Here is a 15,858-nt window from a genome sequence, read left to right on the forward strand (position 1 = left end):
GTTGCGAGGCCGCGCGCCACCGCAACTACGTACCTCAAAGAACTCAATTAAAACGATTTTGAGTTAATTGCAATGGCCCCGATCGATCTGCTTTTTATTGAAATAGCTACCACAAAAGTTTTTTCTACCCACGTATTTTTATCACCGATCAAAAAAAAGAATTTATCGTTCAATTGGTTAACTGTGGTCGCTTCGACTCAGACTCATCTTCTTCACCCCATTTTTCCAGCCAATCACCCTCTATATCTTCGTAGTAAAGTTCAACCCGCCTAACACCATGAGTACGCCTGTCGCGTTCGTAAGTCCGAATAGCTTTTAGAGAGAGGAGAGCGCTTTCCACTGCGTCTTTATTAAGGATACTGTTCTCAATTCCCATCATCACCTCAAACATAGCACTATGTTTATTCAATAAATGTGTAGGTCATAACAGCTTTCTGGAAGAGATTCTCCTTTCTGTAGAATGGCATCCGCCAAAAGACTGAGGTTATCATCCAGATTTTTGGGATTTACGCTCAATAGCAGTCCTCTGGTTATTCCCCAATAACGGAGAGTCGCTTCCCAATGATCCTTTTTATTTGCCAACCATTCAGGAGAACTTATCGTCATTTGAACGCATAACGGTTCATCCGAGTTCCCGCTAGTCAGTAAGTCAGTCGCCATTGACAAATCTATGATATAGCGCCATAAACAAGCGCCTCCACAACTTTCTATTTGATCGGATAGGGCATTGATTAATCCTACATCTTGCTGAGTATATTCACCTGACATCATTTTACTTTTCCATGTGTCAAGTTTTGGATCGCACTCGTTAAACCATTGAGGAAATAAAAACTCATACCAGTATTTCTCAGCTTGTGTCATTTGAGCTTTTTCAAAAAACCTCTGCTTTTCCTGTGAGGGTAATTCTTTAAGCTTGAGCCACAATCTAGTATCTAAAATCAGTTCGCTCACAAAGTCAAGTAGCAAGGGTTTTCTTGTCAGTAGGCCAACTTTTTTGTCCTTAATCCAACGGCAGAGTTCACCTAGCCGTTTAGCCAAAGCAGGATCTATCAACAAAGCATCGTTAATCAGGGATTCTAGTTCAGCTTTAATATATTTTGCTTGTAAGCGCTGTGTTAACAAATGTGAACTCCCAACAGTCGCCGCTCAACCCCAATAATCTTTGATTTTATAATTTTACTGCTCAATCTCCATTAATCTTAACTTAAATTGCTATACACCAGATGTGAGGGGTGACACCCCTCACATCTGGTGCTGGTGGGTAGGGGTATGATGGCGTTCTTGAGGTTTTGGCACTGGTGTTTGACAAAGTTACTTGAAGATTCACTCAGCAAACATCTCAGCCAAGGTATCGAGAACTGCTCTTTGCTCATCGGGGCTGATTTGACCGAGGTGTTTGACCAATCGAGTTTTGTCTACTGTTCGGATCTGATCGAGAACAATTTGCCCATCTTTGCCCTGAAACTGACAAACTATACGAGTGGGATATGCTTGACCCTTGGTGGTCATTGGTGCAACGATGACGGTAGCAATATGCTGGTTCATCTCATCTGGCGAAATCACTACACAGGGTCGGGTTTTCTGAATTTCACTGCCTACGGTAGGATCTAGATTAACTAGAAAAACATCGAAACGTTGGACTACCATTCCCATTCAACCCGTTCCCAGTTTGTAGTGCTTACATCATCTAGGAGAACATCATCTTTTTGATATGCCATTGTTGCAAATGCTTCATCCCATCCTACACGCGATCGCGTTGCTGGGCGAACAATCAAGCGATCGCCTTCCACCTCAATTTCAACTTCTTCGTGAATACCGCTTTGCTCTAAAAGCAGTTTAGGAATACGAATGCCTTGAGAGTTGCCGATTTTAACAATTCGGCTTCTGATTGTTGCGCCCATGTCTAGGTAGCTTGGTCAGTTATAGTAATTACATTGTTAACACATTTAGTGTGATTGTCAAGGGTCGGGGGTGAAAGTATAGCTAGGGACTAGGGGCTAGGGGCTAGGGACTAGGGAAGAGGGAAAAGGTTACTCCGTAAGGGATTATGGACTTCATGTAACAGTTGGAGTTGGCTTAATCGCCCTGGCGGTTGCTATAGCAAAAAGCGATCGCTCTTTCCAGAACGATCGCTAAATTATCAACACAAGTCGATCGAATTACTTAGAAATTCCCGCAACAGCAGCTACTTCAGACGCTGCGATTTGATGAAACGAGACACTCTCGGCATAAATCTGGGGATTTACTTGTGCTAATTGGGTATAGGACTCGCGGACTTGAGCATTCACCGCCACAGTCGTTACATCGTACACCTGCATCGCCATCTTCGGGTAAAACCCAATGCCGATAATCAGCGCCAAAAAGCAAGCAGCGATAAATATTTCCCGTGGTTTGGCATCTATAAACTCTGCCTGACTTGGGAGGACGCAGCTTGTACCGAAGCAAACAGCTTCTTCAGATCCCTGATTTTTCAAGTCTAAATCATTAATGTCGCAGGAAGGTGTAATGTCGCAAGTGCTTGCTGTACCAGAATTGTAAAATATCTGTCGCAGCATGGAGAGTAAATAAATCGGTGTGAGTATCAATCCGACTGCGGCTAGGAAAACTGTTACGGTGCGGAATGACGAGCTGTAGATATCGCTGGTAGTCACACCAAGGAAAACCGTGATTTCGCTAGCAAAACCGCTCATTCCGGGAAGTGCCAAAGATGCCATCGCCGCTATGGTAAATAAGGCAAACACTTTGGGCATCACCTGACCGATACCGCCCATTTCTTCCAATGATAGTGTGTGGGTGCGATCGTAAGTCACCCCTGCTAGAAAGAACAACACTGCTGCAATCAAACCGTGGGAAATCATCTGTAGCATCGCGCCGTTGATTCCCAAGTCAGTAAAAGATGCAATTCCCAGCAGTACGAATCCCATGTGGGAAACAGAAGAGTAAGCTAGACGGCGTTTCATGTTCGACTGGGCAAAAGAATTTAAAGCCCCATAAATAATATTGACCACGCCCAGAATCGCCAGAACTGGTGCAAAGTAAATATGTGCATCCGGGAGAAGCCCCATATTCACCCGAATTAGTCCGTATCCGCCCATCTTCAACAGCACGCCAGCCAGAATCATCGATACGGGAGCGGATGCTTCGCCGTGGGCGTCAGGCAGCCAGGTGTGTAGGGGGAAAACAGCTAGCTTGAGACCAAAGGAAATCAGCAATCCCGCATAAAGCAGCAGTTCTAAAGTTAGCGGGTAATCCTTCAGGGCAAGTTCCGCCATATCGAAGGTGATATTACTGCCGCCATAGAGGGCCATTGCCAGTGCTGCTACTAAAATAAATACGGAAGTCGCTGCGGTGTAGATCAAGAATTTGGTAGCCGCATAGCGACGCTTTTGGCCGCCCCAAATCGAGACAAGCAAGTAGACGGGAACCAGTTCCAGTTCCCACACAATGAACAGCAGCATCAAGTCTTGCGCGACAAACACCCCTACCTGTGCTGAATACAGCACCAGCATCAAGAAATAGAAGAGGCGGGGTTTCATATCTATTTGCCACGCCGACAGAATCGCCAGTGTGGTCACTAATCCGGCCAGAAGCACAAGCGGGACAGATAGCCCATCGACCGAAACAGCCCAGTATATACCTAACTGAGGCACCCAGGCATACTTTTCCGCGAGTTGAAAAGTAGCGCTGCTCGCATCGTAATGCTTCCAAAAGGCATAGCACATCAATACAAAATCCGCAATGCCTACACCCAGGGCATACCACCGCACATTCTTGCCGTTTTTATCGGGCAATACGGGGATAAGGAAGGAAGCAACCAGTGGGAGCAGGACAATCGCGGTAAGCCAGGGGAATCGATCGGCCATCATAGTAATGAGAATAAATACTTACCTGTGACAAAAACTATTCTACTAAGTTTTAGTAACATTTCTTCATAATTTTTTTGCCCAGGTAATCATAGGCAAATTTATATAGATGTCGATCTGCCGTTCGTCAGCTAGGCGATATGCCGTTCGTCAGCTACGCGATCGCACCCTAAATCTCGCTCTAACGCTCAAAAACGCTGGCTAGCTTTGGTTTTGGTCATTTAGGGGGTTGGCTGTCCTGTACTGTTTTAGGGGGTGAGGAGGCGATCGGTCTTTTTTTTACGAACCACGTTGGGGCCAAAGACGGGAAGAAGAAAGAGAAGAAAGAGCGATCGCATTTCTCATTCCCTCTATTTTGCTCTGCCAGTTCGTTCTTTTGCCTTATCATAGGCGGCGTCGTGTTCATCAAAACTTACTACAAACACCCGTTTAGGCGCTGGAGATTCGTAGACGCGATACACTAATCGATAAGAAATTCCCGCAAAGTCTATGTCCAGGGTTCGCAAGTCCTGCAAGCGTCCTTTGAGATTGTGATTGGGAAACCCCCTACAGTCGTAAGGATCGGCAGATAGGATAGAACGGTATTCTTCGCTAAAAGCTGTTCTCAGTTCTGATGGTAGTGCTGGTAAGTCTTCACTTATAAGCAGCGGGTGAGTTTGAAAAATATACTTAGATTTAGTAGTCAATTCCCCTCCCTAGTGAAGTCCACTATGAGTAGAATTGGACTTTTCAGCCGCCAGTAGCTCAACTTTTTGATTGAATTGGGTCACAGTCATAATTTGCCATCCCTGTTCCCTCAATGCTTGAATTTCCGGATTGAACTCCTCATTGTCTTCGACAATGGTAATTGCTTGAGTGGGATCGTTAGACTCTACACTGCTGGGCCAAGCTTCATCGGGTGTTTGGAGTGCTGATAAAGAAACTCGGTGGATGCGATGCAATAAGTCTTGATGCGCTTTGCGATCGCTTGGCGCTACATCAAGTTCCATCTCCAGACTTTTGACTAAGTATTCTAAGTCTTTAAGTACAGTTTCTAGGGGATGGGGTATGATTTTTTCTACCTGTTGCGGGGTGCTGACTTCTGACATGGCTTGATGTCTGGTACTGTTGGGACTATTTTAACTGAATGGGAATGGAGAGTGCGATCGCACTTTTTTTTACCGCAGATGAACGCGGATGAACTTCAGATTCATTCTATTGCTCAAGCGGCTGTAAATTTTCTACCCCTTTCAATTGCTCTGGAATTTGTGTCCCTACTACTTGATCGATTACTTCAGCTATTACCTTGCAGCAACTTTGTGGCGAAGATACAACTTGCTCTTCAGCAAATCGAATTACTATCCATCCTTTTTGTAAAAGTATCTGATGGCGCTGATTTTCTTTGACAAGGACTTCCTGGTTGCTAGGTTTACCAGTATCATCATAGAAAGGCATATCAACTTCTATAGTAATATGTAAATTTATTAATTTATTAAAATAAGCAATTTCTATACAGTATGGTTGATAAGAGGTTGGATTTTGTATACTTAAGTTATTATATATTTTTTTGGGAAATAATTGCTGTAATTGGTTATAAAATTCGCTCTCTAACCACTGAGAATTTATACTGGAACTTCTGCCATCAGCCGGTACTGTTTTTAGGAGAATATCTTTAATTATCTGATAGCGATACTGTTTTAGTTTCTCAGGTTTTTGAGATTCTGCCATTTCTCGTTTATGCTGAAGCTCTCGCTCACGCCATCCTGCTAACTGACGGTTATAATCGCGCACTTCCTGCTCATATTTATTAAGTTTTAGTAAATAATGATTTTGCTGTCGCCATAAGTTAAATGCAGCTATCAAAATGCCACCGATAGAAATATGCAAAGTGAGAATTATACTTTTAGCTATCACAGAAATACTTGCAAAAGTAATAATTAATGGAATTGCTTTGGAAAAAAATGATATCAGATTAATTGGTTGTGGCTTATTATTAGGAGCTATGGGTTTTGGTTCAGTAAATTTCCAAACCATAGGAACTGCATCTAGAGCTTGAAGAATAGGAGTAGGAATGAGGATAATAGGATATTTATTCATGTTTTTTGCAGGCTCCATAAGCCAAGGAAAATATCGTGAATTTTGTGATTATTTATACAAATCTGGTGAGCAATACCCACCCATACTATTTTACCTCAACAGTCCACGAAAAAAGTCGATCGCATTTTTTGTTGGTTGGAAGATCTCTGTTTGAATTTAATTTTTCTGCCAAGCAAATAGGGTGAGTCATAGCCCACCCTATCATTTTACCCAAAAATCCCACCAAAAAAGTCGATCGCTTGTCTGCAATATCCGGGTGTTTGATGGGTGTAAAAACATTTTGATTTTAACCTCAAATTAATCAAAGTAATTTCGGTTTACTGGGTTACGTTTGGTTGGGGTTAGTGTGACCTTCTGCACTACCTTTAATTGGTTCATGGATAACGGACATTCTCTCACTAAGAATCATTCTAAATTTCTTTTTCAGTGTTGTGGGTACATCTAGCTTTTTTTTGTACTCTCCATTTTTAAACGTTTGAACTTCCGAATGAGAATAGTTATCATCAGTAGGTTCATGTACTGCTTTCCACTCGTATAATGTGGTTTCATTTGTTCTTTCTGGTGCTGGAATATCTTTTACCTTGAATGTCAAAATGCCATACTCTCCATAGCTGGGGATTAACACATCTTCAGGCTCGCTATACTTTGAGCGATTTACAGAAAAATCTGGAAATCTAATTCCTGTTGGAATTACACGCCCGTCTACTGTTTCCATTTCTTTGTACCGGAAGTACAGGTTTTCCTGTGGTGAGAAATCTGGATCGACTGGGCGACCAGCGCGGAACATTCGTTCTGGGCGGTCAGGATTGGAGGTAGACACGGATTCTTTCTAGTGAATTTTTAAGTTCTTCTCCGCTAGGATTTACTTCCCATACATTCGGATTACCCTGACCATCAGAGGTCACAGCTAAAATTTCTCCTGTGTTGAAACACTCAATATCAGCGTATTTTTTACCTCTAATAAAGCAAATTCCTATACCTTCCTCTACAGATGGTGTAATTTGAGTAGGCGGGAAATTCATCTCAAATAAAACTGTGAGGGATTCTCTTCCCCAGAAGAGAGCTATTGAGTTTGGTGGATTAGCACCATAACTATCCCAGTTAGCTGGCAGATTTTCTAATTTTTGTAATTTTCGTATGCTTTTGAGAAACCATGCTTCTTCGCCAGTCTTAGGAGTCTCTGTTTGGGCAATATAAGGTTTGGCTGCCGATCTACTAAAACTTTTCTGATCCAGGTAGACCTTATTTTTTGTGCTATTACTTGTTGATAATATTCCGGTTACGCCTTGCGGAATAGTTGGTCGAGAAGCCATTAAATTTGCTTCTATAATAGTACATTTTCGCGTTCGAGTCTCAATCCCTTGAATCTTAGAAAGCTTACTCAGGCTCTTCATTTTCTGTTACCTTTTCTACCTGTTCAATTAGCTCTTGTAGTAATTCGATTAATGATTTAGCCGTTGAAATGTCCATGACTGCTCCCACTTCAACCTCTCGAACTATTCCATCACGACTAATCCTTTCATCTATTATTTCTTCTCCAATTGATCCATCAGGATCTATTTTATGCAAAGTTTGTTGCGGGATAGGATATCGCTCGCTACAGAGGTTTACGTTGATATCAAGATTTGGTGTAATTCCAGCCCAAATTCCATCTACCCGAACAACACGAAATAAGTTGCTTTTGATATAGTTAAATTTGATCTCCTTCAAAGGAGGACTATCGTCCTGTTGTTGTAATTCTTTGTCTTCACTCATAATGCCTTTTTGCTGGCTGCTTCAATTTTTATAGATTGCTTTTTAAGCTTAAAAGCAATTATATCATATTTTACTACTACCTCTACTATGACGAATAATAAAATTATCAAGGTGGGCAAAAGCCCACCCAACCATCTTACCCAAAAATCCCCCCAAAAAACTCGATCGCTTCCTTCAACGCCGCAATAAACACATCAATCTCTTCCCGCGTGTTGTAGAAATACAAACTCGCTCTCGCAGTGGACTGAGCCTTGATATAACGGTGTAAAGGTTGCGTACAATGATGTCCAGCCCTAATAGCAACCCCAGCTTGATCTAAAATCGTAGATAAGTCATGTGGATGCACTTCACCAGCAGTGAAAGCAGCGAGTGCGGCTCTACCTTCGCCATTACTATTAGGTAGTGGCCCATAAAGTCGAAGTTCGGGAATTTGTCGCAATTGTTCAAATAAATATGCTGTCAATTCTGCTTCGTAAGCGTGGATTTTATCCATGCCAATATTGGTGAGATAATCAACAGCAGCACCGAGTCCGATCGCTTCTGCGATCGCAGGTGTTCCCGCTTCAAACTTATGCGGCAAATCAGCATAAGTAGAATGGTCTAAAAATACATCCGCAATCATCTCCCCACCGCCCATAAAGGGAGGCATTGCCCTCAAAACATCTCGCTTACCATAGAGGAAGCCTATCCCAGTTGGCGCACACATTTTATGACCGGAAGCAACTAGCCAATCGCAATCAATTGCCTGAACATCGATCGCCAAATGCGGTACACTTTGGCAAGCATCAATTAATACCTTGGCTCCGTAGTGATGTGCGATCGCACTAATCTCTTTCACTGGATTAATACAGCCCAGCGTGTTGGAAACGTGAACCACAGAAACCAGTTTTGTCTTATCGGATACCAGGGTTTTGTACTGTTCCAAATCGAATTCTTCGGTTGGTGTCAGTTCCACAAACTTCATTACTGCGCCAGTGGTTTTGGCGACAAGTTGCCAAGGAACCAAATTGCTGTGGTGTTCCATCACCGAAAGGATAACTTCATCTCCCGGCTGCAAATTGGTTAGTCCCCAAGCATAAGCTACCAAGTTAATTGCCTCGGAAGCATTGCGCGTGTAGATAATTTCTTGGGGGAAAGTCGCATTAACAAATTTAGCAACTTTTTCCCGCGCCCCTTCATAAGCATCTGTGGCTTTACCGCTGAGGGTGTGGACGCCGCGATGGACGTTAGAATTATACTGTTCGTAGTAGTTTCGTATTGCATCTAGAACCGCTACAGGCTTTTGAGAAGTTGCGGCATTGTCGAAATAAACCAAAGGTTTGCCGTTGACTTCCTGATGCAAAATTGGGAAGTCAGCACGAACTTTATCTGCAAGAGTCTTTTCTTGAGTGATAGTCATAGGGGGAGAAAGGCTAGGGGCTAGAAAAGTCAAAAGTCAAAAGTCAAAAGTCAAAACAAAACCGGGCTAGGGGGATAATTTTAGATTGAAAATTGTAGATAGCAGATTGAAATAAAATCTCAAATCTCAAATCTAAAATTTCCAATTCCCCAATATTAAATTGTTCTACAAGCAACGCACTGAAAAAGCATTTTTCCGACAGAAGTCAGCGGAATTTGGTTAAGAATATCTGCCGCAAAAGCATCAACCAGCAAATTGTAAGCGCTGACTTTATCCAAACCGCGACTTTGCAGATAAAAGACTTCCTCATCATCCAACTGACTAACAGTTGCGCCGTGAGAACATTTGACGTTATCGGCAATAATTTCCAGTTGCGGTTTAGTATCGATTCTGGCTTTTGGCGATAGCAACAAATTGCGGTTTAGTTGTCCAGCATCTGTCAATTGTGCTGCTTTGGCAACAAAAACTCTGCCGTTAAAGACAACGTGAGATCGATCGCGTGCAATATTCTTCTGCAACTGACGACTTGTGCTGTGGGGGTGGTTAAGAATTAAAGCACTGTGAGTATCAGCCAATTGTTCGCCACCAATCATCGTCAAACCATTGAGGGTAGTTTCTGTTTGTTCGCCCGTTTGGAAAATTTCCAAATTGTGCCGCGATATTTTCCCACCCAAATTGATCGCATTGCAGGTATAGCGACTGTGACGCGCTTGAGAAATAGCTGTCTTGCCAATGTGAAAGGCGACGTTGCTATCTCTTTGAATCCGACTGTGGTTGATTTGAGCATTTTCTTGAGCCCAAATTTCAGTAACCGCATTGACAAAGTATGGATGAGACTTATCTCCACACCAATAGTTAATTGTCAAGTAATCTTCAACCAAAGTTACTTGACTGTTAGTTTCAGCTACTACCAGACAGCGCGGTTGACAAATCGTGGGCGAGTCACTCAACGTAGAGATAAATAACAGGTGGATAGGTTTTTCAACGACTTGATTTTTCGCCACCCATACCACCGCCGCATCTGTCAATCCCGCTGTATTCAGGGCGGTGAAAACTTCAGCCGCCCCATGTTGCTTGCCCAAATAATTGGGGATACTGGAACGATAATTTTCCGGTAACGCCGTTAAATTGCCAGCAAATAAGCCCGGTGGCAAACCTGCAACAGAAGATAGTTGGGGCGCATAAACGCCATTAACAAATACCAAGCGACTATCCGCTGCTTCCGAGAAAATCAGCGGTGTAATATCCGATGATTGTAAAGACGCGACATCCCTGCTTTCTGGTAGCTGAAACGTCACCTGCAACAGAGGCGATAAATCGGTAAAGCGCCATGCTTCATCCCTTGTGCTAGGGAAAGTTTCTTCGAGAAGCATAGCAGAAGATCGATCGCGCAATCCCTGCAACAACTCCCATCCCTCTTTCTCCTCTTTCTCCCTCCCCGCAGGCGGGGTGGGTTGGGATGGGGTGGATCTAGAAACCAGGTTTAACAACCCAGTCAGATAAGCATCCCGACTTATAGAAGTAGATTTTAACACCTGACTGCTCATCACACTCCCACCTCCGATGGTTCTTCTTCCCGCACCCACTCATAACCGCGTTCTTCCAATTCCAGCGCCAGTTCCTTAGTTCCACTGCTGATAATGCGTCCGCCTTCCATCACGTGAACAAAATCAGGCACAATGTAACTCAGCAACCGCTGATAGTGAGTAATCATTAGAGTAGTATTATCAGGTTTTGCCAACTGATTAACACCATTCGCCACAATTTTCAGCGCGTCGATATCCAAACCCGAATCCGTCTCATCCAGAATTGCTAATTTTGGTTCTAGCAATGCCATTTGCAGAATCTCATTCCGCTTTTTTTCACCACCAGAAAAACCTTCATTCACACTGCGGTTGAGAAAAGCTGGATTCATCTTCACCACATCCAACTTTTCCTGAATTAATTCATCAAAATCAAACGCATCTAGTTCCTCCAAACCCTTAGCCTTGCGACCAGAATTATAGGCAACGCGCAGAAAATCCACATTACTTACACCCGGAATTTCCAGGGGGTATTGAAAAGCCAAAAAGACACCACGCCGCGCCCGTTCTTCCGGTTCCATTTCCAAAAGATTCTGCCCCTGGAAAATCACCTCACCGCCAGTCACTTCATAAGCAGGATGTCCAGCTAAAACCTTCGATAACGTACTCTTACCAGAACCATTTGGGCCCATGATGGCATGGATTTCTCCAGCCTTCAGTTCCAAATTCACACCCTTCAAAATCTGATTGCCATCAACATTCGCTGTCAGGTCGCGAACTGATAGAATCACCTCACTATTCTCAATAATCATCTTCCTTTTTTTCTTCCTTCGCGCCTTTCGCGTCTTCGTGGTTCATTATCCTGTTGTAGGACAGGCGTCTCGCCTGTGACTGCATTGTTAGCAGACCAAATGCCTACTAATTAACCGATCGCATTTCTATTGTCGTTTCTTTTTCTGGTGTCACTTGAGTAACATCCTAGCCTTGTCAGGACTCTTGGGATTGACAATCAATCTTTCGTTTTTCGGATCGATTAAAACATCCATTGCTTGCATAGGAATTGCACCCAGTAAAACCTCAACTTCACCAGATAGAACCAGTGCATCAGCGATCGCTCTCCGATTTTCAAACCGGATTTCTATAGGCCCAACCACATCCATGTTTATTACAGTTCCATCTGCCAATTCTGCTTGTTGTTCATCCACTTTTCGCAGATTAAGTTGGTTTTTGATTGATTCAGGGATAACCAGCATTGAAGCACCGCTGTCTACCAATGCTGTCACCCTTACTCGCCTAATCCGATCTTCTTGGATAAACCCTGCTGCAACGAGTGCTAAATCATCACTGCGAATCAGTTCTATTTCTGCGTAAGTAATCCCCATACTTGCTGTTTTCACCTGAATCGATCCTCGTAGCAGTCGGGCAGGCAAGATGCCCGCCCCACAAAAATTAACCAACTGAACCTTCCAACTTCAGACTCAACAATCTGTCAGCTTCTACAGCAAATTCCATCGGCAATTGATTGAACACATCCTTACAGAAACCGCTAATCATCATCGAGATAGCATCTTCTAGGGAAATGCCCCGCTGGGAGAAATAAAATAATTGATCTTCTCCAATCTTGGAAGTAGAAGCCTCATGCTCAACTCTCCCGGTGTTATTCTGCACTTGAATATATGGGAAAGTGTTTGCTTGAGCGTTATCGCCAATTAGCATCGAGTCGCACTGAGAATAATTCCGTGCGCCATTTGCTTTGGGGCCAATTTTCACTAAACCGCGATAGCTATTTTGGGACTTACCGGCAGAAATACCTTTAGAAATGATCGTGCTGCGGGTGTTTTTGCCGATGTGGATCATTTTGGTGCCGGTGTCGGCTTGCTGTTTGTGATTAGTCAGCGCCACCGAGTAGAATTCGCCAACCGAATTATCGCCAACTAATACGCAGCTTGGATATTTCCAAGTAATAGCAGAACCAGTTTCAACTTGCGTCCAAGAAATCTTAGAATTGATTCCTTGGCAGAGTCCCCGTTTGGTGACAAAGTTATAAATGCCGCCTTTGCCGTTTTCGTCTCCGGCGTACCAGTTTTGGACGGTGGAGTATTTGATTTCTGCGTTATCTAGGGCAACTAATTCTACTACGGCGGCGTGCAATTGGTTCGTGTCGAACATTGGAGCTGTACAGCCTTCGAGATAGCTGACTGAGCTGCCTTCTTCGGCAATAATTAATGTCCGCTCGAACTGACCGCTATCGCCTGTGTTGATGCGGAAGTAGGTGGACAATTCCATCGGGCAGCGGGTATTCTTCGGGATGTAGACGAAGGAGCCATCGCTGAATACGGCTGAGTTGAGGGCGGCATAGAAGTTATCTGCGATCGGCACTACGCTACCAAGATATTTCTGCAATAATTCTGGATGTTCTTTCAAGGCTTCGGAGATGGAACAGAAGATTACGCCATCTTTGGCTAACTTTTCCTTGAAGGTGGTGGCTACGGAGACGCTATCGAAGATGGCATCTACTGCTACGTTGGAGAGGCGCTTCTGTTCAGACAGCGAAATGCCCAGTTTCTCGAAGGCTTCCAGCAGAGTTGGGTCTACTTCTTCCAAGCTGTTCAGTTTTTTGGGCTTTTGCTTGGGAGCTGAGTAGTAGATGATGTCTTGATAATTGATGGGAGGATACTTTACTTGGGGCCAGGTTGGTTCTGTCATCTTCAGCCACTGGCGATATGCTCTGAGGCGAAACTCCAGCATGAATTCTGGCTCGTTCTTTTTGGCGGAGATGAGGCGAACGACATCCTCGCTGAGACCGCGAGGAATGGTGTCTGACTCAATATCGGTGACAAACCCGTACTTGTAGGGTTGGTTGACTAAGGTTTTGACCGTTGCGCTCATGTTGATCGTGTTCTCTGGTGTTCTCTGGTGTTCTAAACAAATCTTTAAGGATGGCAGAGGTGTGGGCTTTGATTTGGGCGGGTAAGGTTGATGCCAACACTTGCCCTGTGGTATTACAATAGACTTAAACAACAAATTTGTTGCCCAACTCTATTTTAAGCTACATTAACAACAACTAAGTTGTCAAAGTTAAATTTTGGTCGTTGACTTATGGAAGCCGCCGTGACGATCTGTGAAACAGATCTGGGTAAAACCCAGATCGCTCAGCAACTCTCCACTAAAGAAGACATCCTGCAACATTTGATGAAGCGGGGTCAAGCAAGGGCGCAGGAGTTGGCTGACTCTCTGGATATTAGCCCACAAGCGATTCGCCGCCACCTCAAGGATTTGGAGGCGGAGGAGCTGATCGAGTATCAATCGGTTCAGGTGGGTATGGGGCGTCCCCAGCACGTCTACCGCCTGAGCCGCAAGGGACGCGATCGCTTTCCCAACAGTCACGGTAAATTCGCCGTGGCGCTACTGGATACGATCGCAGAAACCCTCGGTCACGAGCAGGTCGATCTAATACTACACAAACAATGGGAGCGCAAGGCGATGGAATATTGCGATCGCTTAGGTACAGGTTCCCTGCAAGATCGCGTCGCCAACTTAGTAGATCTCCGTCGTGCCGAAGGCTACATGGCCGAGTGGTATCCTTTAGAGACTGATGGTTCCAAAAATGGTCATTCCTCCCAGTTCATGTTGATCGAGCATAACTGTGCCATATCTGATGTCGCCGTTTCTTTCCCCAGGGTTTGCAGCCACGAATTAGATATGTTTGCAGCTGTGTTCCCAGATTCTACGGTTGAGCGGACGCACTCGTTGATTAACGGACAACACCTCTGCGGTTATTTAATTACAGGAAAATCCCGAACTTAAAATCTAAAATCTCAAATTGATATGACTCAACCACCGCAACCAGGCTCTCAATTTTTAACACTAGAAGAATCTGCTAGGGTTGACGCTGCAATGCTTGCTTCCCATGAGAAATTTTTAACGAGATTAACTATTTCATCTTTAAAGCTGTTGAAGCATATCGCCCAAGAGTACGGCGTTACCGTTGAGGGCTTGACATCTGAACAAATAATTGCATGGTTTGAAAAGGATGGTAAGATTAGAAGAGAACACGGGCCTGATGCAGCGTTCCTGAACTGGTAAACGGGGAAAACTCTAAATGGTTAAGAAAATTGACGAATCTTATAAGCTCATTAAACAAGCAGAGATTTTCGCCAAATGCGGTAACTGGGGAGAAGAGGCTAAGCAAGTAAATAGTTCCATCATTAAATTAGACCCGAAAAATGCCGATGCCTACACACGCTTGGCAAGATGCCATATTTTACTAGGAAATCTTGCTAGTGCCGAACAAGTGTATCAAGAAGTTCTGATAATTTATCCAGATAATTTAGTTGCCAAAAACAATCTGTCTAGGCTCAAGAAGAATCTTCCTCTATTTAATGGGGACAAATTATTAGAGTAGCTGATTAAGAGTGAAGATATGCGATCGCCCTATTGATGAAAAAAGCTAAAATGCGATCGCAGCTTGCTTGTTGTAGGAAAAAGCATCGCATCCACACTCCCCATCGATCGCTCGTCGATAAAAAGTAAAATGCGATCGCGTAGCGTGCCGATCTCACAGATCGCTTATTATAAATGTATTCTCGTATGTCTGGGAGTTTAAACTATGTCTCTCGCTGAGTTAATTCCTTTGGTGAACAATCTGAGCCAGTCAGACAAATTATCTCTCTTCAAACTCCTAGCTGTGCAAATCCCAAAGGCTGAACTACAAGTTATCTTTTCTGCATCAGAGTATCCGGTTTGGTCGCCCTACGACGCAACGGAAGCTGCAAACATTTTAATGCAGATGATTCGGGATGACCAACAGGCATCTACTCATGCCTAGTCAAATCGAGTTTCCCTTTTCTGACGATGAAGCATTTGTCACCACATCACCAGGATTAAACGACACTCTTACACCTCCTCATTTTCGGGAAAAATGTTAGCTGCGTACTGCAATGAAAAGGTTGTTACATCAAGTCTATCCTGCTCAGTCCAGGTATCGCTTCGATCGACAACAGAGAGATTTTGCTGCACCAAATCGTTGAGGATAAGAGTTGCTAAGCGTAGCCTCTGGGTTGGTGAAAGGGTACAGACAACTCGATCGTAAACTTCTTGAACAGTGGTTGACATGGCAAATCCTCCTGCTTCTTATCCTAATGGGTAAGGTGAGCATTGGCAAGGCGATCGCATCCACACTCCTCATCGATCGCCTATCGATAAAAAAAGTAAAGAGCGATCGCATCCACACTCCTCATCG

Annotated in this window: 22 protein-coding genes; 4 read left to right on the forward strand and 18 right to left on the reverse strand. The window is 43.9% G+C overall.

Annotation, left to right across the window (positions count from 1 at the left end):
• Positions 1-169: 169 nt before the first annotated feature.
• The 16 genes from LAY57_RS07985 to sufB form a co-directional block, all read right to left on the reverse strand.
• Positions 170-409 (reverse strand): hypothetical protein, encoded by a 240-nt coding sequence (locus LAY57_RS07985; RefSeq protein WP_249065879.1) that lies wholly within the window; start codon positions 407-409, stop codon positions 170-172.
• Complete coding sequence (locus LAY57_RS07990; protein ID WP_249065880.1) at positions 406-1,122, reverse strand: hypothetical protein; 717 nt, start codon at positions 1,120-1,122, stop codon at positions 406-408. The genes LAY57_RS07985 and LAY57_RS07990 overlap by 4 nt, the downstream gene beginning before the upstream one ends.
• 201 nt (positions 1,123-1,323) lie before the next feature.
• Positions 1,324-1,647 (reverse strand): type II toxin-antitoxin system PemK/MazF family toxin, encoded by a 324-nt coding sequence (locus LAY57_RS07995; RefSeq protein ID WP_249065881.1) that lies wholly within the window; start codon positions 1,645-1,647, stop codon positions 1,324-1,326.
• Positions 1,641-1,901 (reverse strand): AbrB/MazE/SpoVT family DNA-binding domain-containing protein, encoded by a 261-nt coding sequence (locus LAY57_RS08000; RefSeq protein ID WP_249065882.1) that lies wholly within the window; start codon positions 1,899-1,901, stop codon positions 1,641-1,643. The genes LAY57_RS07995 and LAY57_RS08000 overlap by 7 nt, the downstream gene beginning before the upstream one ends.
• A gap of 258 nt (positions 1,902-2,159) precedes the next feature.
• Entirely contained in the window at positions 2,160-3,866 is a 1,707-nt protein-coding gene (locus LAY57_RS08005) for an NAD(P)H-quinone oxidoreductase subunit 4 (protein ID WP_249065883.1), read from the reverse strand.
• Between the two features lie 347 nt (positions 3,867-4,213).
• Positions 4,214-4,549 carry a hypothetical protein gene (locus LAY57_RS08010; protein WP_249065884.1) on the reverse strand — a complete coding sequence of 112 codons (336 nt, stop codon included), beginning with the start codon at positions 4,547-4,549 and terminating at the stop codon, positions 4,214-4,216.
• 9 nt (positions 4,550-4,558) lie between these two features.
• The gene (locus LAY57_RS08015) at positions 4,559-4,951 is read right to left on the reverse strand and encodes a hypothetical protein (RefSeq protein WP_249065885.1); all 393 of its coding nucleotides are present in this window, start codon (positions 4,949-4,951) and stop codon (positions 4,559-4,561) included.
• 106 nt (positions 4,952-5,057) lie between these two features.
• Positions 5,058-5,939, reverse strand: a complete 882-nt coding sequence (locus LAY57_RS08020; protein ID WP_249065886.1) for a putative endonuclease domain-containing protein — start codon at positions 5,937-5,939, stop codon at positions 5,058-5,060.
• Positions 5,940-6,264: 325 nt separating this feature from the next.
• The gene (locus LAY57_RS08025) at positions 6,265-6,759 is read right to left on the reverse strand and encodes a hypothetical protein (protein WP_249065887.1); all 495 of its coding nucleotides are present in this window, start codon (positions 6,757-6,759) and stop codon (positions 6,265-6,267) included.
• On the reverse strand, positions 6,740-7,333 hold the full coding sequence (locus tag LAY57_RS08030) for a hypothetical protein (protein ID WP_249065888.1): 594 nt from the start codon (positions 7,331-7,333) through the stop codon (positions 6,740-6,742). Before LAY57_RS08030 ends, LAY57_RS08025 begins: the two co-directional genes overlap by 20 nt.
• A complete protein-coding gene (locus LAY57_RS08035; protein ID WP_249065889.1) occupies positions 7,317-7,694 on the reverse strand; it encodes a hypothetical protein in 378 nt (125 codons plus the stop codon). The genes LAY57_RS08030 and LAY57_RS08035 overlap by 17 nt, the downstream gene beginning before the upstream one ends.
• A 136-nt stretch (positions 7,695-7,830) precedes the next feature.
• Complete coding sequence (locus LAY57_RS08040; RefSeq protein WP_249065890.1) at positions 7,831-9,093, reverse strand: SufS family cysteine desulfurase; 1,263 nt, start codon at positions 9,091-9,093, stop codon at positions 7,831-7,833.
• A gap of 155 nt (positions 9,094-9,248) precedes the next feature.
• Positions 9,249-10,640 carry a Fe-S cluster assembly protein SufD gene (gene sufD / locus LAY57_RS08045; protein WP_249065891.1) on the reverse strand — a complete coding sequence of 464 codons (1,392 nt, stop codon included), beginning with the start codon at positions 10,638-10,640 and terminating at the stop codon, positions 9,249-9,251.
• Positions 10,640-11,428 carry a Fe-S cluster assembly ATPase SufC gene (gene sufC, locus LAY57_RS08050; protein WP_249065892.1) on the reverse strand — a complete coding sequence of 263 codons (789 nt, stop codon included), beginning with the start codon at positions 11,426-11,428 and terminating at the stop codon, positions 10,640-10,642. Before sufC ends, sufD begins: the two co-directional genes overlap by 1 nt.
• A 150-nt stretch (positions 11,429-11,578) precedes the next feature.
• A complete protein-coding gene (locus LAY57_RS08055; RefSeq protein ID WP_249065893.1) occupies positions 11,579-12,073 on the reverse strand; it encodes a clan AA aspartic protease in 495 nt (164 codons plus the stop codon).
• Entirely contained in the window at positions 12,066-13,505 is a 1,440-nt protein-coding gene (sufB, locus tag LAY57_RS08060) for a Fe-S cluster assembly protein SufB (protein ID WP_249065894.1), read from the reverse strand. The genes LAY57_RS08055 and sufB overlap by 8 nt, the downstream gene beginning before the upstream one ends.
• 222 nt (positions 13,506-13,727) lie before the next feature.
• Here sufB and sufR point away from each other — a divergent pair, with 222 nt between their 5' ends.
• The 3 genes from sufR to LAY57_RS08075 are packed head-to-tail and all read left to right on the forward strand — an operon-like array spanning position 13,728 to position 15,021.
• Positions 13,728-14,423, forward strand: a complete 696-nt coding sequence (gene sufR, locus LAY57_RS08065) for an iron-sulfur cluster biosynthesis transcriptional regulator SufR (RefSeq protein ID WP_338022373.1) — start codon at positions 13,728-13,730, stop codon at positions 14,421-14,423.
• A gap of 21 nt (positions 14,424-14,444) precedes the next feature.
• Complete coding sequence (locus LAY57_RS08070; protein ID WP_249065895.1) at positions 14,445-14,702, forward strand: NDH complex assembly factor CRR9; 258 nt, start codon at positions 14,445-14,447, stop codon at positions 14,700-14,702.
• 16 nt (positions 14,703-14,718) lie between these two features.
• Positions 14,719-15,021, forward strand: coding sequence for a tetratricopeptide repeat protein (locus LAY57_RS08075; protein ID WP_249065896.1), 303 nt, complete (start codon positions 14,719-14,721; stop codon positions 15,019-15,021).
• Positions 15,022-15,025: 4 nt separating this feature from the next.
• Here LAY57_RS08075 and LAY57_RS08080 read toward each other — a convergent pair whose 3' ends face one another.
• On the reverse strand, positions 15,026-15,178 hold the full coding sequence (locus LAY57_RS08080; protein ID WP_249065897.1) for a hypothetical protein: 153 nt from the start codon (positions 15,176-15,178) through the stop codon (positions 15,026-15,028).
• 47 nt (positions 15,179-15,225) lie between these two features.
• Here LAY57_RS08080 and LAY57_RS08085 point away from each other — a divergent pair, with 47 nt between their 5' ends.
• Positions 15,226-15,444, forward strand: coding sequence for a hypothetical protein (locus LAY57_RS08085; RefSeq protein ID WP_249065898.1), 219 nt, complete (start codon positions 15,226-15,228; stop codon positions 15,442-15,444).
• Positions 15,445-15,512: 68 nt separating this feature from the next.
• On the opposite strand, the gene LAY57_RS08090 is transcribed toward LAY57_RS08085, so the two are convergent.
• Complete coding sequence (locus LAY57_RS08090) at positions 15,513-15,731, reverse strand: hypothetical protein (RefSeq protein WP_249065899.1); 219 nt, start codon at positions 15,729-15,731, stop codon at positions 15,513-15,515.
• Positions 15,732-15,858 lie beyond the last annotated feature (127 nt).

The organism is Argonema antarcticum A004/B2, assembly GCF_023333585.1.
Taxonomy (GTDB): Bacteria; Cyanobacteriota; Cyanobacteriia; order Cyanobacteriales; family Aerosakkonemataceae; genus Argonema; species Argonema antarcticum.